General features: G+C 64.8%; 24 protein-coding genes. 16 read left to right on the top strand and 8 right to left on the bottom strand.

Annotation, left to right across the window (positions count from 1 at the left end):
• Nucleotides 1–41: 41 nt before the first annotated feature.
• Nucleotides 42–563: a MarR family transcriptional regulator gene (locus IVB23_RS25040; protein WP_061881025.1), complete on the bottom strand. Its 522-nt coding sequence runs from the start codon at nucleotides 561–563 to the stop codon at nucleotides 42–44.
• Between the two features lie 178 nt (nucleotides 564–741).
• On the opposite strand from IVB23_RS25040, the gene IVB23_RS25035 reads away from it, so the two are divergent.
• From IVB23_RS25035 to IVB23_RS25025, 3 genes are read left to right on the top strand one after another with little or no spacing between them, the layout of a single operon-like run.
• Entirely contained in the window at nucleotides 742–1782 is a 1041-nt protein-coding gene (locus IVB23_RS25035; RefSeq protein WP_247800419.1) for a branched-chain amino acid ABC transporter permease, read from the top strand.
• Nucleotides 1783–1789: 7 nt separating this feature from the next.
• Nucleotides 1790–3559 (top strand): branched-chain amino acid ABC transporter ATP-binding protein/permease, encoded by a 1770-nt coding sequence (locus tag IVB23_RS25030; RefSeq protein ID WP_247800418.1) that lies wholly within the window; start codon nucleotides 1790–1792, stop codon nucleotides 3557–3559.
• A complete protein-coding gene (locus IVB23_RS25025; protein WP_061881028.1) occupies nucleotides 3556–4287 on the top strand; it encodes an ABC transporter ATP-binding protein in 732 nt (243 codons plus the stop codon). The genes IVB23_RS25030 and IVB23_RS25025 overlap by 4 nt, the downstream gene beginning before the upstream one ends.
• A 184-nt stretch (nucleotides 4288–4471) precedes the next feature.
• Here the strand turns inward: IVB23_RS25025 and IVB23_RS25020 are convergent, their stop codons facing one another.
• On the bottom strand, nucleotides 4472–5095 hold the full coding sequence (locus IVB23_RS25020) for a pyridoxamine 5'-phosphate oxidase family protein (RefSeq protein ID WP_247800417.1): 624 nt from the start codon (nucleotides 5093–5095) through the stop codon (nucleotides 4472–4474).
• Nucleotides 5096–5215: 120 nt separating this feature from the next.
• Here IVB23_RS25020 and IVB23_RS25015 point away from each other — a divergent pair, with 120 nt between their 5' ends.
• Nucleotides 5216–6100, top strand: coding sequence for a LysR family transcriptional regulator (locus tag IVB23_RS25015; protein ID WP_247800416.1), 885 nt, complete (start codon nucleotides 5216–5218; stop codon nucleotides 6098–6100).
• A 110-nt stretch (nucleotides 6101–6210) separates the two neighbouring features.
• Here IVB23_RS25015 and IVB23_RS25010 read toward each other — a convergent pair whose 3' ends face one another.
• Together IVB23_RS25010 and pobA are read right to left on the bottom strand one after the other, a co-directional pair.
• On the bottom strand, nucleotides 6211–6630 hold the full coding sequence (locus IVB23_RS25010; protein ID WP_197964847.1) for a PaaI family thioesterase: 420 nt from the start codon (nucleotides 6628–6630) through the stop codon (nucleotides 6211–6213).
• Between the two features lie 233 nt (nucleotides 6631–6863).
• Nucleotides 6864–8033 (bottom strand): 4-hydroxybenzoate 3-monooxygenase, encoded by a 1170-nt coding sequence (gene pobA, locus IVB23_RS25005; RefSeq protein WP_247800415.1) that lies wholly within the window; start codon nucleotides 8031–8033, stop codon nucleotides 6864–6866.
• Between the two features lie 264 nt (nucleotides 8034–8297).
• Between pobA and IVB23_RS25000 the strand changes: the two genes are divergently transcribed.
• The 9 genes from IVB23_RS25000 to IVB23_RS24960 all read left to right on the top strand — a co-directional run bounded on the left by IVB23_RS25000 (nucleotide 8298) and on the right by IVB23_RS24960 (nucleotide 17716).
• A complete protein-coding gene (locus IVB23_RS25000; RefSeq protein WP_061881033.1) occupies nucleotides 8298–9314 on the top strand; it encodes a TRAP transporter substrate-binding protein in 1017 nt (338 codons plus the stop codon).
• 273 nt (nucleotides 9315–9587) lie between these two features.
• Nucleotides 9588–10097, top strand: coding sequence for a TRAP transporter small permease (locus IVB23_RS24995; RefSeq protein WP_028180703.1), 510 nt, complete (start codon nucleotides 9588–9590; stop codon nucleotides 10095–10097).
• 2 nt (nucleotides 10098–10099) lie between these two features.
• Nucleotides 10100–11419 (top strand): TRAP transporter permease, encoded by a 1320-nt coding sequence (locus tag IVB23_RS24990; protein ID WP_197964844.1) that lies wholly within the window; start codon nucleotides 10100–10102, stop codon nucleotides 11417–11419.
• Between the two features lie 215 nt (nucleotides 11420–11634).
• Entirely contained in the window at nucleotides 11635–12093 is a 459-nt protein-coding gene (locus IVB23_RS24985; protein ID WP_247800414.1) for a DUF3237 domain-containing protein, read from the top strand.
• 251 nt (nucleotides 12094–12344) lie between these two features.
• On the top strand, nucleotides 12345–13154 hold the full coding sequence (locus IVB23_RS24980; protein WP_197964843.1) for a crotonase/enoyl-CoA hydratase family protein: 810 nt from the start codon (nucleotides 12345–12347) through the stop codon (nucleotides 13152–13154).
• 10 nt (nucleotides 13155–13164) lie between these two features.
• Entirely contained in the window at nucleotides 13165–15048 is a 1884-nt protein-coding gene (locus IVB23_RS24975) for a feruloyl-CoA synthase (protein WP_247800413.1), read from the top strand.
• 233 nt (nucleotides 15049–15281) lie between these two features.
• The gene (locus IVB23_RS24970; protein ID WP_061881038.1) at nucleotides 15282–16043 is read left to right on the top strand and encodes an SDR family NAD(P)-dependent oxidoreductase; all 762 of its coding nucleotides are present in this window, start codon (nucleotides 15282–15284) and stop codon (nucleotides 16041–16043) included.
• 10 nt (nucleotides 16044–16053) lie between these two features.
• Nucleotides 16054–16473 (top strand): thioesterase family protein, encoded by a 420-nt coding sequence (locus IVB23_RS24965; protein WP_061881039.1) that lies wholly within the window; start codon nucleotides 16054–16056, stop codon nucleotides 16471–16473.
• A 91-nt stretch (nucleotides 16474–16564) separates the two neighbouring features.
• Nucleotides 16565–17716: an ABC transporter substrate-binding protein gene (locus IVB23_RS24960; RefSeq protein WP_061881040.1), complete on the top strand. Its 1152-nt coding sequence runs from the start codon at nucleotides 16565–16567 to the stop codon at nucleotides 17714–17716.
• A gap of 201 nt (nucleotides 17717–17917) precedes the next feature.
• Here IVB23_RS24960 and IVB23_RS24955 read toward each other — a convergent pair whose 3' ends face one another.
• Nucleotides 17918–18646, bottom strand: coding sequence for a glutathione S-transferase family protein (locus tag IVB23_RS24955; RefSeq protein ID WP_061881041.1), 729 nt, complete (start codon nucleotides 18644–18646; stop codon nucleotides 17918–17920).
• A gap of 38 nt (nucleotides 18647–18684) precedes the next feature.
• Nucleotides 18685–18975: a hypothetical protein gene (locus tag IVB23_RS24950; RefSeq protein ID WP_197964840.1), complete on the bottom strand. Its 291-nt coding sequence runs from the start codon at nucleotides 18973–18975 to the stop codon at nucleotides 18685–18687.
• Between the two features lie 128 nt (nucleotides 18976–19103).
• On the opposite strand from IVB23_RS24950, the gene IVB23_RS24945 reads away from it, so the two are divergent.
• Entirely contained in the window at nucleotides 19104–19802 is a 699-nt protein-coding gene (locus IVB23_RS24945) for a YafY family protein (protein WP_061881043.1), read from the top strand.
• 5 nt (nucleotides 19803–19807) lie between these two features.
• Entirely contained in the window at nucleotides 19808–20122 is a 315-nt protein-coding gene (locus IVB23_RS24940) for a YkgJ family cysteine cluster protein (RefSeq protein ID WP_061881044.1), read from the top strand.
• On the opposite strand, the gene IVB23_RS24935 is transcribed toward IVB23_RS24940, so the two are convergent.
• Both IVB23_RS24935 and IVB23_RS24930 read right to left on the bottom strand, forming a co-directional pair.
• Nucleotides 20119–20517 carry a hypothetical protein gene (locus tag IVB23_RS24935; protein ID WP_061881045.1) on the bottom strand — a complete coding sequence of 133 codons (399 nt, stop codon included), beginning with the start codon at nucleotides 20515–20517 and terminating at the stop codon, nucleotides 20119–20121. The genes IVB23_RS24940 and IVB23_RS24935 overlap by 4 nt on opposite strands.
• Before the next feature lie 275 nt (nucleotides 20518–20792).
• Nucleotides 20793–21140: a DUF3307 domain-containing protein gene (locus tag IVB23_RS24930; RefSeq protein WP_050995144.1), complete on the bottom strand. Its 348-nt coding sequence runs from the start codon at nucleotides 21138–21140 to the stop codon at nucleotides 20793–20795.
• Between the two features lie 389 nt (nucleotides 21141–21529).
• On the opposite strand from IVB23_RS24930, the gene IVB23_RS24925 reads away from it, so the two are divergent.
• A complete protein-coding gene (locus tag IVB23_RS24925; protein WP_247800412.1) occupies nucleotides 21530–22975 on the top strand; it encodes a TAXI family TRAP transporter solute-binding subunit in 1446 nt (481 codons plus the stop codon).
• Nucleotides 22976–23147 lie beyond the last annotated feature (172 nt).

Raw genomic sequence — 23147 nt, 5'->3', positions numbered from 1 at the left:
CTGGGTGTGCGCTCGCACACACCCAGGAATGATTGTCCGCCTCAAAACTCGTTGGCGATCTTCGAGAGCATTCCGATCAGGGCTTCGCGGTTGGCCTGGCCGAGCAGATCGTTCAGCCGGGCCTCGTGCTTGGTGGCAACCAGCTTCTTGGCGCGGGCCAGCACGGCCTTGCCCTTGTCGGTCAGCACCAGGATGTGCGAGCGCCGGTCGTTGGTGGAGCGGATCCGCGCGCAGAGGTCGCGGCTTTCGAGATTGTCGAGCATGGCCACGAAGTTCGGCCTGAGGATGCCGAGCGTGGAGGCGATCTCGGTCTGGTTGCGGCCGGGGTTCTTCTCGACCAGGAGGAGGACCGAGAACTGCGCCGGCGTCAGTTGGAGCGAGGCCATGCAGCGCAGAAAGTTCTCGAACACCTTGAGCTGGGCCCGCTTCAGGACATAGCCGAGCTGTTCGGACAGCTCGCCCAGCTGGAGCGCTTCGGTTTGGACCTCGCCCGCGTCCTTGCGGCCCTTGCCCGCGTCGGCCGGTTTTTCGGAGGACTTTTCAGCGGTTCTGGAAACGGTCATCGCCTCGTGCTCGTAATCCCGCTAAATTCGGGACGGGTCGTTCCCCCACCCTTGATGTTATATTTGATAATTGTTATGGACCATATCAAATATCGTCAGCGTATTTCAATGGCTGTGAGGGGACCATCCACCGCAATTGCGGAGACCGGTCCTCAATTTTGAGGGGGAGCGTCCGGTCTTGAATACCACCATCATGCTGTTCCTGGTACAGGACGGCATCACCAATGGCGCGATCTACGCGCTGCTCGGCCTGGCGCTGGTGCTGGTGTTCGCCGTCACCCGCGTCATCCTCATTCCCCAGGGCGAATTCGTCACCTACGGCGCGCTGACCTATGCCTCGCTGGCCGCGGGCCAGATGCCGGGCACGGCAAAGCTCGCGCTCGCGCTCGGCATCGGCGCCTTCGGCTTCGACCTGTTCGTGGCGCGCAAGGCGTTGCACGGCCGCCTGGTCCTGCGCAGCCTCGTCACCAACATCGTGCTGCCGGCGATCGTGCTGGCGCTGACCCTGTACTTCGCCGCCCAGAAGCCGCCGGTCGCGATCTGCATCGCGCTGTCGCTGGTGATCGTGGCGATGATCGGCCTGTATCTCTACCGCATCGCCTTCCAGCCGCTGGCGCACACCTCCGTGCTGGTGCTGCTGATCGCCTCGGTGGGCGTTCATCTCGCGCTGCAGGGACTCGGCCTGTTGTTCTTCGGCGCCGAGGGGCAGCGTGGGCCTGCCGTGCTGTCCGGCGCCTTCACGGCCGGCGCGCTGCGCTTCACCGGCCAGAGCATCACCGTCTACGCCATCACCATCGCCTTCATCGTCGGGCTCTGGCTGTTCTTCGGCCTGACGCTCTACGGCAAGGCGCTGCGCGCAACCGCCGTGAACCGGCTGGGGGCGCGGCTTGCCGGCATCCGCACCACGCTGTCCGGGCAGATCGCCTTCCTGCTGGCGTCGGTGATCGGCGCGCTGTCGGGCATCCTGATCGTACCGATCACGACGCTCTACTATGACAGCGGCTTCCTGATCGGCCTGAAGGGCTTCGTCGCCGCGATCATCGGCGGGCTCGTCAGCTATCCCCTCACCGCCGTCGCGGCACTGGTCGTCGGCATCGTCGAGGCGTTCTCGTCCTTCTATGCCTCCAACTACAAGGAGGTCATCGTTTTCATGCTGCTGATCCCCGTGCTGCTGCTGCGCTCGCTCGCCGCGCCCGCGGTCGAGGAAGAGAAGGACTGACGCCAAGATGCAGAGCCGGCTTCCCATCCTCATCTTCGCAGCTCTCATGGCGGCCGTCCCGTTCGTCCCGGGCATGCCGCCGTTCTGGATCGTGCTGCTCGACAATATCGGCCTTGCGGCGCTCGTCGCGATGGGCCTCGTGCTGCTGACAGGGGTCGGCGGCCTGACCTCGTTCGGGCAAGCGGCCTTCGTCGGCTTCGGCGCCTACACCACCGCGGTGCTGTCGACGGCCTACGGCCTGTCGCCGTGGTTGACGCTGCCGCTGTCGCTCGTGGTCAGCGGATCGCTCGCGGTGCTGCTCGGGCTGATCACCGTCCGTCTCTCGGGCCATTATCTGCCGCTCGGCACGCTCGCCTGGGGGCTCGGGCTGTTCTATCTCTTCAGCAAACTGGAATTCCTGGGGAGAAACGACGGCATCTCGGCGATCCCGCCGCTGTCGATCGGCTCGTTCAAGATGCTCTCGCCCGGCTCGATCTATTACGCGATCTGGGTCGCCGTGATCCTCTCTGCCCTGCTGACGATGAACCTCCTGGACTCCCGCACCGGCCGCGCCATCCGCGCGCTCAGGCGCGGCCATGTCGCGGCGGAAGCCTTCGGCGTGCACACGCCGCGCGCCAAGCTGCTGGTGTTCATCCATGCCGCCGTGCTCGCCGGTCTTTCGGGGTGGCTCTACGCCCATCTCCAGCGCGCGGTGAACCCGACGCCGTTCGGCGCGCATATGGGCATCGAGTATCTCTTCATCGCCGTGGTCGGCGGCGCCGGCTATGTCTGGGGCGGCGTCCTGGGCGCGGCGATCGTCGTCGTTCTGAAAGAGGTGCTGCAAAGCTATCTGCCGCTGATCCTGCCCGGCTCCGGCCAGGTCGAGACCATCGTGTTCGGCATCATGCTGGTGGCGCTGCTGCAGCTCGCGCCCGGCGGCCTCTGGCCCTGGCTGATGTCGTTCCTGCCCGAGCGCAACAGTGGCAGGAAGCCGGACACCGCGCTGAAGCTGGAGCATCGCGCCCGCGCCCCCGCCGAGACCGGCGTCCTGCTTCAGGTCGAGAAGGCGCGAAAACAGTTCGGCGGCGTGGTCGCGGTCAACAACGTTTCCTTCGACGTCAAGGCCCGCGAGATCGTCGCGCTGATCGGCCCGAACGGCGCCGGCAAGAGCACGACGTTCAATCTGATCACCGGCGTGCTGTCGGCGACCTCGGGCTCGATCTCGGTGCTCGGCAGGAAGGTCGACAACGCGCCGCCGCAGGAGATCGTCAAGCTCGGCATCAGCAGGACCTTCCAGCACGTCAAGCTCGTCCCCGACATGACCGTGCTGGAGAACGTCGCGATCGGCGCGCATCTGCGCGGCCATTCCGGACCGATCTCCTCGATGCTGCGCCTCGACCGCACTGATGAGGCCAAGCTGCTCGCCGAGGCCGCCCGCCAGATCGAGCGCGTCGGCCTCACCGAGCAGATGCACCAGCTCGCAGGCAGCCTTTCGCTCGGCCAGCAGCGCATCGTCGAGATCGCCCGCGCGCTCTGCGTCGACCCGATGCTGCTGCTGCTCGACGAGCCGGCCGCGGGCCTGCGCCACATGGAGAAGCAGCGCCTCGCGACGCTGCTGCGCGAGCTGCGCGACGGCGGCATGAGCGTGCTCCTGGTCGAGCACGACATGGGCTTCGTCATGAACCTCGCCGATCGCATCGTGGTGCTCGATTTCGGCACCAAGATCGCGGAGGGCACCCCCGCCACGATCAAGACCAATCCCGAAGTGATCAAGGCCTATCTCGGAGTGGCGGCATGAGCGCGCTGTTGTCCGTCACTGACGCACATGTCGCCTATGGCAAGGTCGAGGCGGTGCGTTCGGTTTCGCTCGAGGTCGGGGCCAACGAGATCGTCACCATCGTCGGCGCCAACGGCGCCGGCAAGACCACGCTGCTTTCGGCCATCATGGGCATTCTGCCGCTGAAAGGCCGCGTCGCCTTCGCCGGGCAGGATCTCGCCCGGCTCGACATCGAGGACCGCGTCGCGATGGGCCTCGGCCTCGTCCCCGAGCACCGCGAATTGTTCGTAACCATGAATGTCGAGGACAATCTCGAGCTCGGCGCCTTCCGCATCGAGCGGAGCCGGGCGAAAGCCTCGATGGAGCGGGTCTACACGCTGTTCCCGCGGCTGAAAGAGCGGCGCAAGCAGCTTGCCGGCACGCTCTCCGGCGGCGAGCAGCAGATGCTCGCGATGGGCCGCGCGCTGATGGGCGAGCCAAAGCTCCTGATGCTGGACGAGCCGAGCCTCGGCCTCGCTCCCATCATCGTCGCCGACATTTTCCGCATCGTCACCGAGCTGCGCGCCGCCGGCGTCTCCGTGCTGCTGGTCGAGCAGAACGCGCAGGCCGCGCTGAAGATCGCGGACCAGGCCTATGTGATGGAGCTCGGCGAGTTCGTGCTCAGCGGCAAGGCCAGCGACATCGCGGCCAACGAGCGGGTGGCGGCCAGCTATCTCGGCTTCCAGCACGAAGGCGAGAGCGTGATTTAACGCTGGCGTGCTTCCCTTCTCCCTTGTGGGAAAAGGTGGCGCGAAGCGCCGGATGAGGGGTTCCCTCCGCGCGTGAGACCGTTCATGAGGATAGAACCCCTCACCCGGCTTCGATGCTTCGCATCGAATCCACCCTCTTCCACAAGGGGAGAGGGTGCACCGAGTGCGCGGCGCATACCCGCAACTAACCTCCCGTCACCTTCTCCTTCAGCGCCGCCACCTCGGCCTCCAGCTCTGCGATCCTCGCATCCCGCGCCGCAAGTGCCGCGGCAACATCGTTTGCGTCGAACTTCTGCTGGATGTGCTGCGGGCAATTGGTGTCCCAGGCCGCGATCTTGAACAGGATCACCTGCTCGGGCCGCGCGCGGTAGCCTTTCGGCATCAGCGACGCGGTCAGCGCTTCGTCGTCCTCGACCACTCGCGCCTCGCCCCAGATCTTCACGCGGCGGCGATGGGCGTAGTCCATCACGAAGATGTAAGCCTTGGGGTTCTCCGACAAATTGCCCTGCGTGATGAATTGCTGGTTGCCGGCATAATCGGTGAACGCCAGCGTCTGCTTGTCCAGCACCTTGAGAAACCCCTTCGGTCCGCCGCGGTGCTGGATGTAGGGCTGGCCGTCGGCTGAAGCGGTGGCGAAATAGAAGCTGTTGGCGTCGGCAAGGAAAGCTTCGAGGTTCTCGTCGACCTCGGTGCGCCAGCCGCGCTGCTCGCTACGCGCATAGGCCTCGCGCGAGCCCTTGCGCGCCTGGATCGCCTTCACCGCCGGCGAGAAGGCGACGTCGCTGGCATAGGTGTGAATTTCTGTCATCGGAACGTCTCCTGAAATTCCGGCGCATTGCTGCGTCTTCGCCGACAAAGATGGACCTTCCACCCGCCAAAACAATCTGGCCACTTGACACTTCATCATTGCAATATATGCAATAATGCCATGGACCGGCTCGAAGCCATGCACGTGTTCGTCACCGTCGCCGATCTGCGCGGCTTCGCGCCGGCGGCGCGCAAGCTGCGCCTGTCGCCTTCGGCGGTGACCCGGCTGATCGCCGCGCTGGAGGAGCACCTCGGCGCGCGGCTGCTGCAGCGAACCACGCGGCAGGTGACGCTGACCGACGTCGGCGCACGCTATCTCGAGCGCGCGCGGCGCATCCTCGCCGATGTCGAGGAGGCCGACGGCTCGGCGCGGCAGGAGCGCAACCGGCCGAGCGGGCGGCTGGTGGTGTCGGCGCCGGTCGGCTTCGGCCGGCTCCATGTCGGGCCGGTCATGACCGCCTATCTCAAGCGCTATCCCGAGGTCGCCTGCGAGCTCAGACTGTCGGATCATCTGGTCAATCTCGTCGAGGACGCCGTCGATGCGGCCGTGCGGATCGGCCATCTCGCCGATTCCTCGCTGGTGGCGCGCCAGGTCGGCGCGATGCGGCGGATCGTGGTGGCCGCGCCCGGCTATCTCAAACGACATGGCGAGCCGAGGACACCGGAGGCGCTTCGCGAGCACCAGACCATCCAGTTCGGCCCCTGGTCCGAATGGCGCTTCCAGCGCGACGGCCGCGACATTGAGGTGACGCCGTCACCCCGTTTCACCAGCAACAGCGCCGACGCGGCGCTGCAATATGCCGAGGCCGGCGGCGGCGTGACGCGGGTGCTGGCCTATCAGGCCGCCGAGGGCTTGAAGCGCGGGCGGCTGAAGACCGTGCTGGCGAAATATGAGCAGCCGGCACTGCCGATCCACATCGTCTATCCGACCTCGCGCCTGCTCTCGGCCAAGGTGCGGGCGTTCGTCGATCTCGTGGTGGAGACGGTGGAGTGGAGGTTCGGGTGATGCTTTCCGTCATGGCCGGGCTTGTCCCGGCCATCCACGCGCCTCCTCACATGAAGCGCGAAAAACGTGGATGCCCGGGTCAAGCCCGGGCATGACGACGGAGAGAGAGCTCACCCCTTCTTCGGCACCACGCGGAACGTCCCGCTCGCCCGCGCGATCACGACGTCATCGGCCTTGACCAGGCATTGCGCGAAACAGATCGTGGAGCCGGTTTTGAGCGCCTCGCCCTCGACCGCGAGCCATTGGCCGATCTCGGCGGCGCCGACATAGTCGACCGACAGCGAGATGGTGACGAACGACGTCGTCCATGCCGTCGCCTGCGCGCAGCTATAGCCCATGGCGGCATCGGCCAGCGCCGCGATCAAGCCGCCATGGATCAGCCCGCGCGCATTGGTGTGCGGCGTCGCCAGCCGCAATCCCACGGTGACGCTCTTATCGGCCTTCTTCGAATAGAGCGGCTCCCAGGGATCGGTGAGCGGGGATTTGCGGAAATGCGGCTCGAAGCCGGCGGGGATGTCGATGGAGGTCATGGCTGTCTCGCGTTGCTGATTGCCGGCATTGAACGCGATGTGGATGACGGTTGCATCAATTACAAAGTTTCAAACGGAATTTGCGCGGGCGTTTGAAACGGACGCGCCGTCGCACCCAACGACACTGTCATCACCCGCGAAGGCGGGTGATCCAGTATTCCAGAGGCGGTTTTGACTAAACCGAGGGGCCGCGGCGTACTGGATGCCCGCCTGCGCGGGCATGACATCTGTGGTCAAAACGGCAGCCCCACGTAGTTCTCCGACAGCGACGTCATCGCGGCCTGCGACTGCGTGACGTAGTCGAGCTCGGCGAGCTGGATGCGGGCGCCGATCGTGCCGGTGTCGGGGAATTTGTGCAGCATCGAGGTCATCCACCAGGAGAACCGCACGGCTTTCCAGACCCGCGCCAGCGCCTTGGTGGAATAAGCATCGAGGCCGGCGCTGGATTTCTCGTCGTAGAACTCGCGCAGCGCGCTCGACAGATAATGCGCGTCGCTGGCAGCGAGGTTCAATCCCTTGGCGCCGGTCGGCGGCACGATGTGGGCGGCGTCGCCGCACAGGAACATCCGGCCGAAGCGCATCGGCTCGGCGACGAAGCTGCGCAGCGGCGCGATGCTCTTCTCGATCGACGGGCCCGTGACGAGGCTGTCGGCCGCCTCCTGGTCGAGCCGGCGCTTCAATTCATCCCAGAAGCGGTCGTCCGGCCATTGGTCGACATGATCGTCGAGCGAACATTGCACATAGTATCGGCTGCGCTTGGTCGAGCGCATGGTGCACAGCGCAAAGCCGCGGGCGTGGTTCGAATAGATCAGCTCGTGGCTGACCGGCGGTGTGTCGGACAGGATGCCGAGCCAGCCGAACGGATAGATCCGCTCGAACTCCTCGATCGCCGAAGACGGGACGCTGGCGCGGCTGACGCCATGGAAACCGTCGCAGCCGGCGATGAAATCGCAATCGATGGTGTGGCTGACGCCGTCCTTGGCATAGGTCACGCGCGGGTGACTGCCGTCGAAATCATGCGGCTGCACATCCCTAGCCTCGTAGACGGAGATGAGACCGGCGGCCTTCCTCGCATTCATCAGGTCGAGCGTGACCTCGGTCTGGCCGTAGATCATCACCGTCTTGCCGGACGCGCCCTTCATGTCGATACGGTGACGGCGGCCGGAGAAGGCGAGCTCGATGCCTTCGTGCACCAGGCCTTCGGCATGGGCCCGCGCGCCGGCGCCGACCTGGTCGAGCAGCGCGACGGTTCCTTCCTCCAGGAGACCGGCGCGGATGCGGCCGAGCACGTAATCCGGGCTCTGCCGCTCCAGGATGACGTTGTCGATGCCGTAGGTGTGCAGAAGTTGCCCTAGCAACAATCCGGCCGGCCCGGCCCCGATGATTGCGACCTTTGTCCGCAATAATTGCTCCTCCCGATCCTGTAGGCTTTCGTCGCAGCCTGCTTGTGGCAAGGCCTCGCAAACGATAATTATATCATATAACGTTTACGCAAAAGGGGAGCGGTCGTCGCCCGGCAGCGACAAATCCATGCAACATGGTTGACGTAGATGACGCTGCACGGCGCGCGTCAGTTCCGGCTTGAATGCGCCGGCCAGTTAGATAACATGTTAATTAAAGAGACCGGGCCATCGAAGCCCGCCGTCGACAACAGGGAGAGACGTGTGATGAGGAAAGCCTGTCTGGCGTTGCTGCTGGCAGCAAGCATGACGCCTGCGTTTGCGCAGGACAAAGCCATCGACCTGAAGGTCTCGCACTGGGTGCCGGCCTCGCATCCGCTGCAGAAATCGCTGGAAGACTGGGTCGCCGCGGTGAACAAGGATTCCGGCGGGACCATCACCGGCAAGGTGTTTCCGGCGCAGCAGCTCGGCAAGGCCTTCGACCATTACGACATGGCGCGCGACGGCATCGCCGATGTCACCTATGTCAATCCCGGCTATCAGCCCGGCCGCTTCCCGATCATCGGCGCAGGCGAGCTGCCCTTCCTGATCTCGGACGCCAAGGGCGGCTCGATGGGGCTCGACGCCTGGTATCGCAAATATGCAGAGAAGGAGATGAAGGACGTCAAATACTGTCTCGCCTTCGTCCACTCGCCCTCCTCGTTCCACTCCAAGACCAAGAAGATCGTCAACCCCGAGGACGTGAAGGGCCTGAAGATCCGCCCCGCGCACGCCACCATGGCGAATTTCGTCACTTCGCTCGGCGGCACCAATGTGCAGTCCTCCGCACCCGAAGTGCGCGACATCATCGAGCGCGGCGTCGCCGACGGCGTCACCTTCCCCTGGGGCTCCCTGGTGCTGTTCGGCATCGACAAGGTGACCAAATACGACATGGAGGCGCCGCTCTACACGACGACCTTCGTGTTCGTGATCAACAAGGACAAGTACAATGCCATGTCCGACAAGCAGAAGGCCGCGATCGACAAGAATTGCACGGTCGAGATGGCGGGCGCGGTCGGCGAGCACTGGGGCAAGTTCGAGGATGCCGGCATCGCCAAGGTGAAGGCGGAGTCGGGTCACGAGGTCTACAAGCTGACGACCGAGCAGACCGCCGCCTGGAAGAAGGCCGCCGAGCCGCTGGTCAAGACCTGGAGCGATAATGCCAAGAAGGCCGGCGCCGATCCCGATGCGGCGCTCGCGGACCTGAAGGCATCGCTCAAGAAGTACAACGCGCTGGCGGAGTAGCCTTCGTCGAAGGAAACGCGGCGGCGAGGGGCATCTCGCCGCCGTTGCCCTGCAAGGTACCGTTAGCAGCGCACGACGCTTCGTCCCCCTCTCCCCGCTTGCGGGGAGAGGGTCGGGGTGAGGGGGAGTCTCCACGGGGACGGAGACAGCGGGACTCGCGGAGAGTCCCCCTCACCCGCCACGCTTCGCGTGTCGGCCTCTCCCCGCAAGCGGGGAGAGGCGAAGGGCTGCAGCCGGGTCGAGCACAAGAATGACATCACACAGGACACACCCATGAAGCGCTCCTGGATGGATCGCGTGATCGACTCGATCGAATGGATCGCGGCCGGCTTCGTCGGCATCGTCGCGCTCGACATTTTCCTGTCGGTGCTGCTGCGCAACACGCTGAACTATTCGATCCCCGACAGTTTCGACATCGGCCGCATGCTGCTCGGCATCCTCATTTTCTGGGGCATCGCGGCGACCTCCTATCGCGGCACTCACATCACGGTGGACCTGGTCTGGGGCAATGTCGGCCCGCGCTATCAGCGCTGGATCGACGTGTTCGCGACGCTGGTGCTGCTGTTCGTCGTCACCGTGCAGACCTGGACGCTGTTCGACAAGGTGCGCGGCACCTACAACGACAACGTCCAGACCTTCGACCTGCACATGCCGACATGGCCCTTCTTTCTCGTCGCCTGGATCGGCGACGTCTGCGCCGTGCTGCTGATCGCGATCCGCACCTACCGGCTGATCTTCCATCCCGAAGAGATGCACGACCCCAAGATCAAGGCGACGGAGTAATCATGAGCACCGATGCCGTCGCCGTTATCGGCTTCGTTTCCCTCTTCGTCCTGATGCTGCTGCGCGTGCCGGTCGGCATGGCCATGGGCCTCGTCGGCGTCTCCGGCTTTTCCTATCTGGTCGGCGCGACGCCGGCGCTGAAGCTGGTCGGCCAGACCTCGATGCGAACGGTCACCGATTATACCTTCGGCGTCATTCCGATGTTCCTGCTGATGGGCTCCTTCGTCAGCAATTCCGGCATGAGCCGCGAGCTGTTCCGCGCCGCAAACGGCTTTGTCGGCCATTTGCGCGGCGGGCTCGGCATCGCGACCGTCGGCGCCTGCGGTGGCTTTGCCGCGATCTGCGGGTCCTCGGTCGCGACGGCCGCGACCTTCTCCGCGGTCGCCTACCCCGAGATGCGCCGGTTCGGCTATCCGCAATCCTTCGCCACCGGCGTGATCGCGGCCGGCGGCACGCTGGGCGCGATGCTGCCGCCCTCCACCGTGCTCGCGGTCTACGGCATCATCACCGAGCAGGACATCGGAAAGCTCTTCATCGCCGGCATCATCCCGGGCCTGCTCGCGATGACCATGTACATGATCACGATCTTCCTGATCGGCTATTTCCGCCCCGACTTCCTGCCCAAGGGCAAGGTGACACCGTGGCGCGAACGCTTCGCCGGATTGAAGGACATCTGGGCGCCGGTGCTGCTGTTCATATTCGTGATCGGCGGCCTCTACGGCCTGCCCTTCCTGCCGCGCTTCACGCCGACCGAGGCCGGCGGCGTCGGCGCCACCGGCGCCTTCATCATCGGCGTGCTGACCGGCCGCCTCGACCGCGAGAAGGTGCTGGCCTCGCTGCTGCAGGCCACGCGCACCGCGGCCGCCGTGTTCACCGTGCTGATCGGCGCGCTGATCTTCGGCTATTTCCTCACGGTGACGCAGACGCCGCAGAAGGTCACGGAATTCCTCACCGGCCTCGGCCTCGGGCCCTACGGCGTGCTGGCGCTGATCATGGTGATGTATCTGGTGCTCGGCTGCCTGATGGACGCCATGGCGATGATCATCCTGACCGTGCCGATCATCTTTCCCGTGATCATGCATCTCGGCTTCGACCCGATCTGGTTCGGCATCATCATCGTGATGACCGTCGAGCTCGGCCTGATCCATCCGCCGGTCGGCATGAACGTCTTCGTCATAAAAAGCGTGGTGAAGGACGTGTCGTTCTCCACCATCTTCAAGGGCGTGATCCCGTTCGTGGCGACCGACCTCGTGCGCCTCGTGATCCTGATCGCCTTCCCGCTGCTGGCGACCTGGTTGCCGACGCGGATGATGGCGAATTGAGGCTGGACAGCCGCCGCGGCGATGGTCAGCCCCCTCGCCCCGCTTGCGGGGAGAGGGTTGGGGTGAGGGGGAGTCTCCGCGAGAACGGTGAGAGTGAGACTCGCGGAGAGCCCCCTCACCCGGAATCCGCGCCTTCGGCGCGTATTCCGGCCTCTCCCCGCGAGCGGGGGGAGGCGAAGACATCGGCGCCTTCTGACAGATAGTTGGAGCAATCCATGGCCCCCACCCTCGAAACCAGATACGTCTTCACCATCACCGCCCGCATCGGCGACGTCATCACCGCTGGCGAGACCGGGATCGGCGTCCGGCGCATCATCCCGATCATCGGAGGCGAGGTGACGGGCGCGATCACGGGCAAGGTGCTGCCGTTCGGCGCCGACTTCCAGACCATCCGCCCCAACGAGCTGATCGACCTCGAAGCGAAATATGCCTTCGAAACCGACGACGGCGCCGTCGCCTATGTCGAGAACAAGGGCATGCGCTTCGGCCCGGTCGAGCTCCTGCAAAAGCTCAAGCGCGGCGAGCCGGTCGATCCCAAGCTGATCTATTTCCGCACCGTGCCGAAGTTCGAGACCGGGCACGAGAAGTATCGCTGGCTGATGGAGCACATTTTTGTCGGCTCGGCCGCGCGCCATGCGGACCGCGTGGTGATCGACGTGCACCAGGTGATGTGAGGAAGACTCTCACCGCGTCATTGCGAGCGCAGCGAAGCAATCCAGAGTCCCTCCGCGGAAAGATTCTGGATTGCTTCGCTGCGCTCGCAATGACGGAGGATGTGGCAACAGCAGCATGTCAAATACTCCCTGAAGCCTCTGACCGCCGGGTCAGGCCCCCGGCAATCCAATCCCTGCCCCGGGGGTGATATCGTCCACCTTGACTCCCCCAGAATTCGTTATACAACATAACTATTCTGATAAGGACGCAAATGACACAGGGAAACGCCGAGACCGCCAACGCGGGCACCTCCGGGCTGTTGAGGATCGAGCGGGCGGACCGGGTTCTGACCGTGGGTCTGAACCGGCCGGCCAAGCGCAATGCGCTCAATGACGGCATCATCCTGGAAATCGGCGAGTGTTTTGCATCCCTGCCCGAGGACATCGGCGCGGTCGTGATCCACGGCATTGGCGACCACTTTTCCTCAGGTCTCGACCTCTCCGAACTGACCGAGCACGATGCGACCGGCGGCCTGCTCCATTCCCAGATGTGGCACCGGGTGTTCGACCGCATCCAGTACAGCCGCGTGCCCGTGATCGCGGCGCTCCGGGGTGCCGTGATCGGCGGCGGGCTGGAACTTGCCTGCGCGGCGCATATCCGCGTCGCCGAACCCTCGACCTATTTCGCGCTGCCGGAAGGGCAGCGCGGCATCTTCGTCGGCGGCGGCGGCTCGGTGCGGCTGCCGCGGCTGATTGGCGTCGCCCGGATGATGGACATGATGCTGACCGGGCGCGTCTATAGCGCGACCGAGGGCGCATCCTACGGCTTCGCGCAATATCTGACGGAAGCCGGCAACGGGCTCGGCAAGGCGCTGGAGCTTGCGACCAAGATCGCCTCCAACGCGCCGCTGACCAATTTCGCCGTGCTCCAGGCGCTGCCGATGATCGCGGAGGCCAATCCGCAGACGGGTCTGTTGATGGAATCGCTGATGGCCACCGTCGCGCAGAGCGACAAGGAGGCCAAGCGCCGGATCCGCGAGTTCCTCGAACACAAGACCGCGAAGGTAAAGCCCAAATCATGAGCGCAAAGTCATGAGCGCACAGCCGTCCTCTTCCAGCACGGAGCGCGGCGCGAGCACTTTCCCGCTGCGGCCGATCTCGTTCGGCGATCCCGCCGTCAACGTCGAGCGCCGCGACGATGGCACGATCTACCTCAGGCCGAAGCAGCCGCTCGGCGACTATCCCGTCCGCATCACCGATCGCCTGCATCACTGGGCGACGACGACGCCGGACCGCGTCTTCATGGCCGAGCGCGAAGGCGGCCGCTCCTGGCGCAAGATCACCTATGCCGAGCTGCTCATCGCGAGCCGGCACATCGCCTCGAGCCTGATTGCGCGCGGATTGTCCGCAGAGCGCCCGGTCGTCATCCTCTCCGGCAATTCGATCGACCATGCCCTGCTCGCCTTCGGCGCGTTCTATGCGGGCGTTCCGTTCTGTCCGGTGTCGCCGGCCTATTCGCTGGTGTCGAAGGATTACGGCAAGCTGTCTTACCTGATGAAGCTGCTGACGCCCGGCCTCGTCTTCGCCGAGGATGCCGACAAGTTCGCCGACGCACTCACCGCCAATGTCTCACTCGGCACCGAGATCGCCGCGTCCTATGGCCACGTGCCGGGCCGCGACGTCACCCTGCTCGCCGACCTCATGGCAACGCCGCTCCGCGGCGATCTCGACGACGTCCACGGCCGGATCGGCCCCGACACGATCGCAAAATTCCTGCTGACCTCGGGCTCGACCGGCAACCCCAAGGCCGTCATCAACACCCAGCGCATGATCTGCGCCAACCAGGTGATGCTGCGCGAGACGCTCGCCTTCCTCAAGGACGAGCCGCCGGTCATCATCGACTGGCTGCCCTGGAACCACACCTTCGGCGGCAACCACAATATCGGACTGACGCTCTACAATGGCGGCTCGATGTATCTGGACGCCGGCAAGCCGATGCCCGGCGGCATCGAGGAGACCGTGCGCAATCTCCAGGAGATTTCGCCCACGGTCTATTTCAACGTGCCCAAGGGCTACGAATCGCTGCTGCCGTATTTGCGCGACGACCAGGGCCTGCGCGCAAAGTTCTTCGACCGACTGCACGCGATGTTCTTCTCAGGCGCGGCGCTGTCGCCCTTCGTCTGGGACAGCCTCGACGAGCTCGCGGTGAAGGAAAAGGGTTACCGCGTGCCGATGCTGACGGGCCTCGGCGCGACCGAGACCGCGCCGTTCTTCATGTCGGTCAATCCGCGCACCAGCCGCTCCGGCCATGTCGGCCTGCCGGTCTCGGGCAACGACGCCAAGCTGGTGCCGAACAACGGCAAGCTGGAGGTCCGCTGCAAGGGGCCGAACGTGATGCCCGGCTACTGGCGCCAGCCCGACATCACGGCGAAATCGTTCGACGAGGAAGGCTTCTACAAGCTCGGCGATGCGCTCAAGCCGGCCGATCCTGATGATCTCAACGCCGGCTTCGACTTCGACGGGCGCATCGGCGAAGACTTCAAGCTCGCCAGCGGCACCTGGGTCAGCGTCGGCCCGCTGCGGGCGCGCTTCGTTGCGGCCTGCGCGCCGCTGGTGCGCGACGTCGTCATCGCCGGCATCAACCGCGACGAGATTTCCGCGCTGGTCGTGCTCGATCTCGACGGCTGCCGGCTGATCAACCCGACGCTGCCGACCGACGATCTCGTCGTCGCCACGCGCGACCGCCTGGTACGCGAGGCGTTTCGCGAGCGCCTGACCCGTTTCCTCGGCCAGGCCACGGGCTCCTCGACACGGATCACGCGCGCAATCCTGATGGACACGCCGCTGTCGATCGACAAGGGCGAGGTCACCGACAAGGGCTCGATCAACCAGCGCGCGGTGCTGGAGCATCGCGGAGAGCTGATCGAGGAGCTCTACGCTGCCAATCCATCGAACCGTGTGATATCGGTCGGATGACATGACAATCGGAATGAACCGATCGGCTGCTCCTTCACCTCGCCCCGCTTGCGGGGAGAGGTCGAATTTGCGCAACGCGCAAATTCGGGTGAGGGGGACTCTCCGCGAGTCTCACTCTCGCCGTCTCCGCGGAGAGCCCCCCTCACCCCAACCCTCTCCCCGCAAGCGGGGCGAGGGAGCGCATCGAGCGCTTGGATACGATCGCGTCTGAACTAGAATCGAAGGAGAACGCCATGTTGTTGAAGGATCAGGCAGCCATCGTGACCGGCGGTGCATCGGGGCTTGGCGCTGCCACTGCGCGAAAACTGGCGGCGCAGGGCGCCAAGGTCGCGGTGTTCGATCTCAATGCCAAGCTCGCGGAAACCGTCGCCGCCGAGATCAAGGGCGTCGCCGTGACATGCGACGTCTCCGATGCCGCCTCCGCCGAAGCCGCGATCGCGCAGGCGACGAAGGCCCACGGCCCGGCCCGCGTGCTGGTCAATTGCGCCGGCATCGGCGTTGCCAAGCGCGTGGTCGGCCGCGACGGCCCGATGGCGCTCGCCGACTTCGACAAGGTGATCAAGGTCAATTTGATCGGCACCTTCAACATGCTGCGCCTTGCCGCGACCGAGATGTCCAGGCTCGAGCCGCAGGCGACCGGCGAACGCGGCGTCATCATCAACACCGCCTCCGTCGCCGCTTATGACGGCCAGATCGGCCAGTCGGCCTATTCGGCGTCCAAGGGCGGCATCGTCGGCATGACGCTGCCGATCGCGCGCGAGCTCGCGCAGTTCGGCGTCCGCGTGCTGACGATCGCGCCCGGCCTGTTCCTCACGCCGCTGCTCGCCAACCTGCCGCAGGAAGCCCAGGACTCGCTCGCCGCCGCGATCCCGTTCCCGCGCCGGCTCGGCAATGCCGACGAGTTCGCCGCGCTCGCGCTGCACATGGTCGAGAACGCCTACCTGAACGGCGAAGTGGTGCGCCTCGACGGCTCGCTGCGCATGGCGCCGAAGTAAGGCGCCACGCATGTTCGTGAACCGGCGCGAGGTCCAGATCCAGTGGGGCGACTGCGACCCCGCCAACATCGTCTATTACCCGCGCTATTTCGCGATGTTCGACGATTCGACCTCGACCCTGTTCGAGGTCGCCGGCTTCTCCAAGCAGGACCTGGTTCGCAAGTACGGCCTGGTTGGGATTCCCATGGTCGATACGCGGGCCAAGTTCTACATCCCCTCGACCTATGGCGACTGGATCACCATCGAAACCAAGATCGAGAGCATCAAGCGCTCGAGCTTCGAGGTGAAGCACAACGTCTACAAGGGCGAGGCGCTGGCGATCGAAGGGTTCGAGACCCGCGTCCTTGTCGGCCGCGACCCCGTTAACCCCGACAAGCTGAAATCGGCACCGTTTCCGGCGGAAATGGTAGCCAAATTCACGGAGAGCTAGAACCCGGAGCTAAATCGCCGCATCACCAAAAGAGGGGGCTGAATTACCCCCCGATTTCTGCTTTCAAAGAAACTCGTCAAGGGAGGAATAGATGAAACGTTTTTATTTGACCGCCGCCATCACCGCGGCCGCGCTGGCGCTACCGGCATTGCCTGCGCTGGCCCAGACCAGCGAAATCACCATCGGCATCACCACGACCACAACCGGCCCGGGCGCAGCCCTCGGCATTCCCGAGCGCAATGCGCTGGAGTTCGTGCCGAAGGAGATCGGTGGCGTGCCGTTGAAGGTGATCGTGCTCGACGACGGCGGCGATCCCACCACCGCGACCACCAACGCCCGCCGCTTCGTGACCGAATCCAAGGCCGACATCATCATGGGCTCGGCCCTGACGCCGCCGACCATCGCGGTCTCCAACGTCGCCAACGAGGCCGGTATCCCGCATTTCGGCCTCGCGCCGTTCCCGATCACGCCCGAGCGCATGAAGTGGTCGGTCGCGATGCCGCAGCCGATTCCGATCGTGGGCAAGGTGCTGTACGATCACATGAAGTCCAAGGGCGTGAAGACGCTCGGCTATATCGGCTATTCCGATTCCTACGGCGACCTCTGGTTCAACGACCTCAAGGCCCAGGCCGTGCCGATGGGCATGACCATCGTCGACGAGGAGCGCTTTGCCCGTCCCGACACCTCGGTGACCGGACAGGTGCTGAAGCTGGTCGCCGCCAATCCGGACGCGATCCTGGTCGGCGCTTCCGGCACTGCGGCCGCGCTGCCGCAGACCGAGCTGCGCGAACGCGGCTACAAGGGCCTGATCTACCAGACCCACGGCGCTGCCAGCATGGACTTCATCCGCATCGCCGGCAAAGCGGCGGAGGGCGTGCTGATGGCCTCGGGCCCTGTGATGGACCCCGAGGACCAGCCGGACACCGCGCTGACCAAGAAGCCGGGCCTCGCGCTAAACTCGGCCTATGAAGCCAAGTACGGTCCGAACAGCCGCAGCCAGTTCGCCGGCCATTCCTATGACGCGTTCGAAATCCTCAAGCGCGTGATCCCAACGGCGCTGAAAACCGCAAAACCCGGCACGCCGGAATTCCGCGAAGCCATTCGCCAGGCGCTGCTGACGGAAAAGGAGCTGGCGGCGAGCCAGGGCGTCTACAACTTCACCGAAAAGGACCGCTACGGCCTCGACGAGCGCTCGCGCATCCTGCTCACGGTGAAGGACGGCAAGTACATGCTGGTGAAGTAGGCGCTGCGAAAGATCCGAGACGACGAGAGCCGGCCCAGTGGGCCGGCTTTTTTGTTTTGCTCCGGACTCTCAGCTCGTCATGGCCGGGCTTGTCCCGGCCATCCACGCCTTTCCGCCCCATCCAAAGAACGTGGATGCCCGGGACAAGCCCGGGCATGACGATGTGGAAGGTTCAGCGCCCGTCGCTGCAACAGCCGAACGCTACGCCGCCTGCCGCAGCGGGGTCCAGGCGAACTCCGGATAGTAATCGTCCATCATGCGATCGACATAGGCGGTGAGGTTCGGAAATGCCTCGGCGCGCTCGCGCAAAGCCGATTCGAAGAACGGCGAGAGAACGCCGGCGAGCATGCCGAAAGCGGTGGCATCGACGCCGCAGGGCTTGCTGCCCATCAAGTACGCCTTGTCGCCGAGTTGCACCGACAGCGCGAACAGCGAGCGCACCGCGAGATCGACGTCGTCGTCCGGCGCATGGCGGCCGAGGCCGGAGAGTAGATAATTCTCGGCGACGCGGAACTGCGCATCCTCGCGCAGCTTCTCGCGATTGTGCTCCGGCGCACCGTCGAAGAAATGCGCAGGCCCCTTGGCGAAATTGACCGGATCGACCCAGCGTGCGCCGACCAGCGCCCAGTAGACGTGATGCTCGATCATGCGCTCGAACGCCCAGGCCTGCGCGCGTTCCTGCAACGAGAGCCCGGCATCGAAATCGAAGCCGTAGCGGCGCTCGATATGAGCGCGGATGAAGGTGGAATCGGCCACCGCCTCGCCGCCGTCGTCGATGAAGGGCAGCTGCCCCTTGGGGGATGCGGGCGGCATCGCCCGCTCCTTCCGGTAAGGCAGCCCCGCCATCTTGAGCTGCACTTCCGTCTTGGTGACGAAGGGGCTGATTTCCGGCAGGCCGAAGCCGGCGCCAAAGCCGTAAAGCGTGATCATGCGGGCTCTCCTGAACCTGTCGAACGAATTGACGGAACCTAGCGGCCGGCTGCTGCCACCATGGTGGCAGCAGCCGTGATATCTTCTGCGAAGCGCGCCCCTCGCCAGGCGCGGCCCATCACGTGGCGGACCAGCGCATCCGCGGCATGGACCAGCGAACGCGTCATGGCGGTCGCGAGCGCAAGGCGGAGGTCGACGAGCATGACATCAAGCGAAACGAGGCGGCGGAATGCCCAGGCCTGCCACGCCTTGACTTGGAAAGGCTGGACCTGGAAAGGCTGGCTCCGCCAGAGCGGGCCGGCCGGGCCGAAATGGGTTGGAATGATCATGGACAAATCCTCTTCAGTCGATGTGTTGTCCCGGTATAGAACTCCCCTGCTGCCAACATCCTGTCAGCAGCCGCGCGCCGCCTTCTGAAAACACCACCTTAGAAAAAAGCAGCGACAAGAGACCTGTCATGAGACGCGCCGACCGGCTGTTTCAAATCATCCAGGTGCTGAGGCGCACGCGGAAGCCGCTGACGGCGGACGCGATCGCGGCCGAGCTCGAGACGTCGAAGCGTACGATCTATCGCGACATCGCGACGCTGATCGGCCAGCGCGTGCCGATCCGCGGCGAAGCCGGCATGGGGTACATCCTGGAAAAGGGCTTTGACCTCCCGCCGCTCATGCTGACACCCGACGAGATCGAGGCGGCGGTGCTGGGCGCGCAATGGGTCGCGGGCCACGCCGACTCCACGCTGGCGCGCGCGGCCGAAGACTTGATGGCCAAGATCGCCGACACCGTGCCTGAGCGCCTGCGGCCCTTCGTGCTGGAGCCGGCGAGCCGGGCGCGGCCGAGCTGGAACAGGGAGCCGGACCGCCTGGACATGGCGCGCACCCGCACCCAGATCCACGAAGGCAAGAAGATCATGCTACGCTATCGCGACGAGCAAGGTCGTCCCAGCGAGCGCATGATCTGGCCGATTTCGGTCGGCTATCTCGAAGCAGTCCGGCTGCTGGCGGCCTGGTGCGAGTTGCGCAGCGACTTCCGCAGCTTCCGCACCGACCGCGTCGTCGAGGCGACCTATCTCGACGAGAAATATCCGGAGCGGCGCGACGTGTTGCGCGCCAGATGGCGGCAGAGCCTGGTCTGGGGTCCGCCAAAGGACACGTGAGGACGATGGAAGAGATCGACCTGTCGAGTTGTTGCCAGGGTTGCGGCGCCTGCTGCGGCTATTCGCAAAACTGGCCGCGCTTCTCGATCGAGAGCGACGAGGAACTCGCCGCGATCCCCGAAGGGCTGGTCAATGCGCGCCAGTCTGGCATGCGCTGCGACGGTGATCGCTGCTCGGCGTTGCAGGGAGAGATCGGAAAGAGGACGGCCTGCGGCATCTATGACGTGCGGCCGGAGGTGTGCCGCACCTGCATGCCGGGCGACGCCGAATGCGCGATGGCACGCCGGAAGTTCGGCTTGCCGATGATTGAGGCCGCTTAGGCGGGCACCGCTTCGCTGATCTCGTCGTCGAGCTCGTCATCGAGCGGTGCGAGCACCGAGAGCGGCTTGGTCGACAGCGTGATCGGCTTGCGGCCGCCCGACAGCGACGGTGAGGATTTCACCGCGCGTTCGCGCGACAGCGCATAGAGCGTCGAGCCGACGCGGCCGCCGTTCTCGACCAGGTCGCGCTCGCTGCAGCTTGCCGCGACCGCGACCGCCAGCGAGTGCAAATGGCTGCGGCGATAGCAGAACAGCGCCAGCCTGGCGCGCGCGTCAGGGGCAACACTCTCAACCAGCCTCGGCAGGCCACTCTCGCTGGCGCGATACATTTCGCCAAGGAGCTCGTCGCGGACCGGGCAGAAATCGCTTTCAAAGGTGTCGCGGCTTGAAAACATTGCAGTTCTCCCTCGTGTGCGGAAGATGCAGCGCAATTCTCTAACGAAAGGTTAACCACACCCGGCGGTAGTCGCCCGGGGTGCTTGCGTGTGGGCCGCGAATTGGTGGGCGCGGGAGCGCAAATGCTCTCCCAGCGTCATGGCCGGGCTTGTCCCGGCCATCCACGGAGAACCAAGCGGCACGAAGAACATTGATGCCCGGGACAAGCCCGGGCATGACGACCTTTCGTGATGCAAGCGATTGCTTCCAGCAAGAGGCCGCAGAAGGGCCGCAGTCAGTTCGCCGCCATGAAGATGGAGAGGCCGAAGCCGGTCAGGTGGTGCAGCGCCTGGTCGACGCCGATCAGGGTCCAGAACCAGGGATGCGCAAGGTCGACGCCGAAATTGGCGGAGACGAACCCCTTGGCGCGGTCGATCGTGATGTGGATCGCGAAGTCGATCAGCGCCACGAACCAGAATCTCGGCGCCACGATCAGGATCAGCGGCAGCGCAACGGCAAGGTGGATCAGGCAGTGCACCAGAAGCGGCAGGGCCCAGCCATGCTTCTGGTCCTTGCCGTGCGCCATCCAGGCGGTCTGGAGAACGAAATCGGCGATGATGTGCTTGAAGGTGAGCAGCAACATCCAGCCAATGAGCGCTTCAACCGGAATCGCCGATGACATGGGTGGAAACGACAAGCTGACGCCCTCATTGACGTGACGAGAAGAATTGGAGCGTTCAGCGCAACTTCTTCTTGGACCGGTCAAATCGCCGGGACGCGCGATTTATGACATTTCCAGCGGCGGAATGCAGCCGGGGGAACCGGAAAATCGTCAACTGTGGCTAACTGGTGATAGGATGACCAATCGCCGCGGACGTGTCGCGTCCGGTTACCTCCGGCTCGAAATTTGCGTTCTGTTACCGTCGCGCTATCATCGGCGACAGAGAATATCTTTCTTTTTTCAGACATTTACGAATCGCAGGGCGCCCGCCGCGAGCCGACCGCCATCCGAGACTAAGGCCAGGTGCTGCCATGAGTACTGAAGGCCCCACCTCATCGCCGACCGAACCGGCGCCCCGGCGCCCCAAGGTGATCAAGACAAACCAGCAGCAGGTTTTCCTGTACGTCGTGCTGACCCTGCTGTTGTCGTTCGCCACCGTCTGGGGCGGTCGCGCCTTGCTGCACAATTCGGAGACGCTGACCTTCGCCGTCGGTGCTCCCAACAGCGACGAGGCGCTGTTCGCGGCCAAGCTCGCCACTGTGGTGAAGGACAACGGCTCCCGCGTCCGGATCGAGATCGTCAACAACGCGGATAACGCCAAGGCGCTCGCCCAATTCGACCGCAAGCAGGCTGACCTCGCCGTCTTACGCAGCGACTCCAAGGTGCCGCTGCGCGCGCGCACGCTCGCGATCCTCGAGCGTGATCTCGTGCTGCTGCTCGGGCCCGGCAACAAGAAGATCAAGTCCCTCTCCGAGCTCAGGAAGAAGAAAGTCGCGGTCGTCGCCGAGAACGAAGCCTCACTCGCCTTCGTCCGCAGCATCCTCGAGGTCCCGGACGGCCCCGAGGCTGCGAGGGTCCAGATGGCGCCGCAGGGCGCAACGCTCGACAGGCTGTTTTCCCCGCCGAACGGCTTTGGCGCGGTGGTCGCCGTCGTCCACGCCTCCAGGGCCGTCAGGGACAAATCCTATGAGCAAGTCGCCGGACGCGGCGGCTTCACGCTGAACGCGATCGACGAAGCGAAGATGCTGGCCCGCAAATTCCCGGGCATCTCCGGCGAGACACTGACGGCAGGCACGTTGTCGGCTTCGCCGCAAATTCCCGACGACGATCTCGACACGATCGGGCTCGAATGGCTGCTGGTCGCACAATCCAGAATGTCCCCGACGACGGCAGGCGAGCTCGCGCGTATCATCTACGAGAACAAGTCCGCGCTCGGCCTCGACAACGGCTTCGCCACCAGGATAGAACCCGCCTCCGTCGAGAAGGATGCGTTCGTGATCGCGCACCGGGGCGCCGCCGATTACATCAACGACGACACCAAGTCGTTCATCGATAAGTACAGCGACCTGATGTATGTGGGCGTGGCCGCGCTCAGCATCATCGGTTCGATCTTCGCGGCGATCTACGCCAAGATCACGAGGATCGCGCCGGAGAAGGCCAGCGAGCTCTCCACCGCCATCCTCGACATCGGCGAGCGGATCGAGCATGCTCACTCGCTGGACCAGCTCGAATGTCTCCAGGACGAGCTGGAGGCCATCTTGCGCGGCGCCGTTATCGGCCTCAGAGACGGCACGATCAGTACCGACGGGCTCGACACCTTCAAGCTCGGCTACGAATTCGTCCGCGACGAGATCGGCATGCGCCGCGACTATCTGAAACGTCATGCCGGCGAAGCCGACAAGACGGTGCGCGATGCCGGCCCGGCCCAGCCGGACGACAGCAATGTCGTGGTGGTGAAGACCGCCCAGAGCGCCTGATCCGCCGGGTTGGGCAACCCGCTCTCGTGTCCCGGCTCTGCGGCGCATCTCGACGTGCTGCGCCGCGTCCGGGGCACGACATTGAGACTTCCCGCCCCGATCCGTTAGCCAGCCGTCTGGATGAAACAGCCCGCGCCGTCGTTGACGGCCTCTGCCGGGGCGGGCACTTTGG

Source organism: Bradyrhizobium sp. 191 (genome assembly GCF_023100985.1).
GTDB classification, from domain to species: Bacteria; Pseudomonadota; Alphaproteobacteria; order Rhizobiales; family Xanthobacteraceae; genus Bradyrhizobium; species Bradyrhizobium diversitatis.
The sequence above is the reverse complement of the archived record's forward strand: the minus strand, read 5'-3'. Positions and strand labels throughout refer to the sequence as shown.

Coding starts and splice junctions, on each gene's coding strand:
- IVB23_RS24990 (WP_197964844.1), top strand. CDS start 10,100: ATGAGCACCGATGCCGTCGCCGTTATCGGCTTCGTTTCCCTCTTCGTC.
- IVB23_RS24925 (WP_247800412.1), top strand. CDS start 21,530: ATGAGTACTGAAGGCCCCACCTCATCGCCGACCGAACCGGCGCCCCGG.
- IVB23_RS24970 (WP_061881038.1), top strand. CDS start 15,282: ATGTTGTTGAAGGATCAGGCAGCCATCGTGACCGGCGGTGCATCGGGG.
- IVB23_RS24995 (WP_028180703.1), top strand. CDS start 9,588: ATGAAGCGCTCCTGGATGGATCGCGTGATCGACTCGATCGAATGGATC.
- IVB23_RS24950 (WP_197964840.1), bottom strand. CDS start 18,975: ATGATCATTCCAACCCATTTCGGCCCGGCCGGCCCGCTCTGGCGGAGC.
- IVB23_RS25025 (WP_061881028.1), top strand. CDS start 3,556: ATGAGCGCGCTGTTGTCCGTCACTGACGCACATGTCGCCTATGGCAAG.
- IVB23_RS25030 (WP_247800418.1), top strand. CDS start 1,790: ATGCAGAGCCGGCTTCCCATCCTCATCTTCGCAGCTCTCATGGCGGCC.
- IVB23_RS25015 (WP_247800416.1), top strand. CDS start 5,216: ATGGACCGGCTCGAAGCCATGCACGTGTTCGTCACCGTCGCCGATCTG.
- IVB23_RS24965 (WP_061881039.1), top strand. CDS start 16,054: ATGTTCGTGAACCGGCGCGAGGTCCAGATCCAGTGGGGCGACTGCGAC.
- IVB23_RS25010 (WP_197964847.1), bottom strand. CDS start 6,630: ATGACCTCCATCGACATCCCCGCCGGCTTCGAGCCGCATTTCCGCAAA.
- IVB23_RS25000 (WP_061881033.1), top strand. CDS start 8,298: ATGAGGAAAGCCTGTCTGGCGTTGCTGCTGGCAGCAAGCATGACGCCT.
- IVB23_RS24975 (WP_247800413.1), top strand. CDS start 13,165: ATGAGCGCACAGCCGTCCTCTTCCAGCACGGAGCGCGGCGCGAGCACT.
- IVB23_RS24930 (WP_050995144.1), bottom strand. CDS start 21,140: ATGTTGCTGCTCACCTTCAAGCACATCATCGCCGATTTCGTTCTCCAG.
- IVB23_RS25040 (WP_061881025.1), bottom strand. CDS start 563: ATGACCGTTTCCAGAACCGCTGAAAAGTCCTCCGAAAAACCGGCCGAC.
- IVB23_RS24960 (WP_061881040.1), top strand. CDS start 16,565: ATGAAACGTTTTTATTTGACCGCCGCCATCACCGCGGCCGCGCTGGCG.
- IVB23_RS24985 (WP_247800414.1), top strand. CDS start 11,635: ATGGCCCCCACCCTCGAAACCAGATACGTCTTCACCATCACCGCCCGC.
- IVB23_RS24940 (WP_061881044.1), top strand. CDS start 19,808: ATGGAAGAGATCGACCTGTCGAGTTGTTGCCAGGGTTGCGGCGCCTGC.
- IVB23_RS24980 (WP_197964843.1), top strand. CDS start 12,345: ATGACACAGGGAAACGCCGAGACCGCCAACGCGGGCACCTCCGGGCTG.
- IVB23_RS24945 (WP_061881043.1), top strand. CDS start 19,104: ATGAGACGCGCCGACCGGCTGTTTCAAATCATCCAGGTGCTGAGGCGC.
- IVB23_RS24935 (WP_061881045.1), bottom strand. CDS start 20,517: ATGTTTTCAAGCCGCGACACCTTTGAAAGCGATTTCTGCCCGGTCCGC.
- IVB23_RS25020 (WP_247800417.1), bottom strand. CDS start 5,095: ATGACAGAAATTCACACCTATGCCAGCGACGTCGCCTTCTCGCCGGCG.
- IVB23_RS24955 (WP_061881041.1), bottom strand. CDS start 18,646: ATGATCACGCTTTACGGCTTTGGCGCCGGCTTCGGCCTGCCGGAAATC.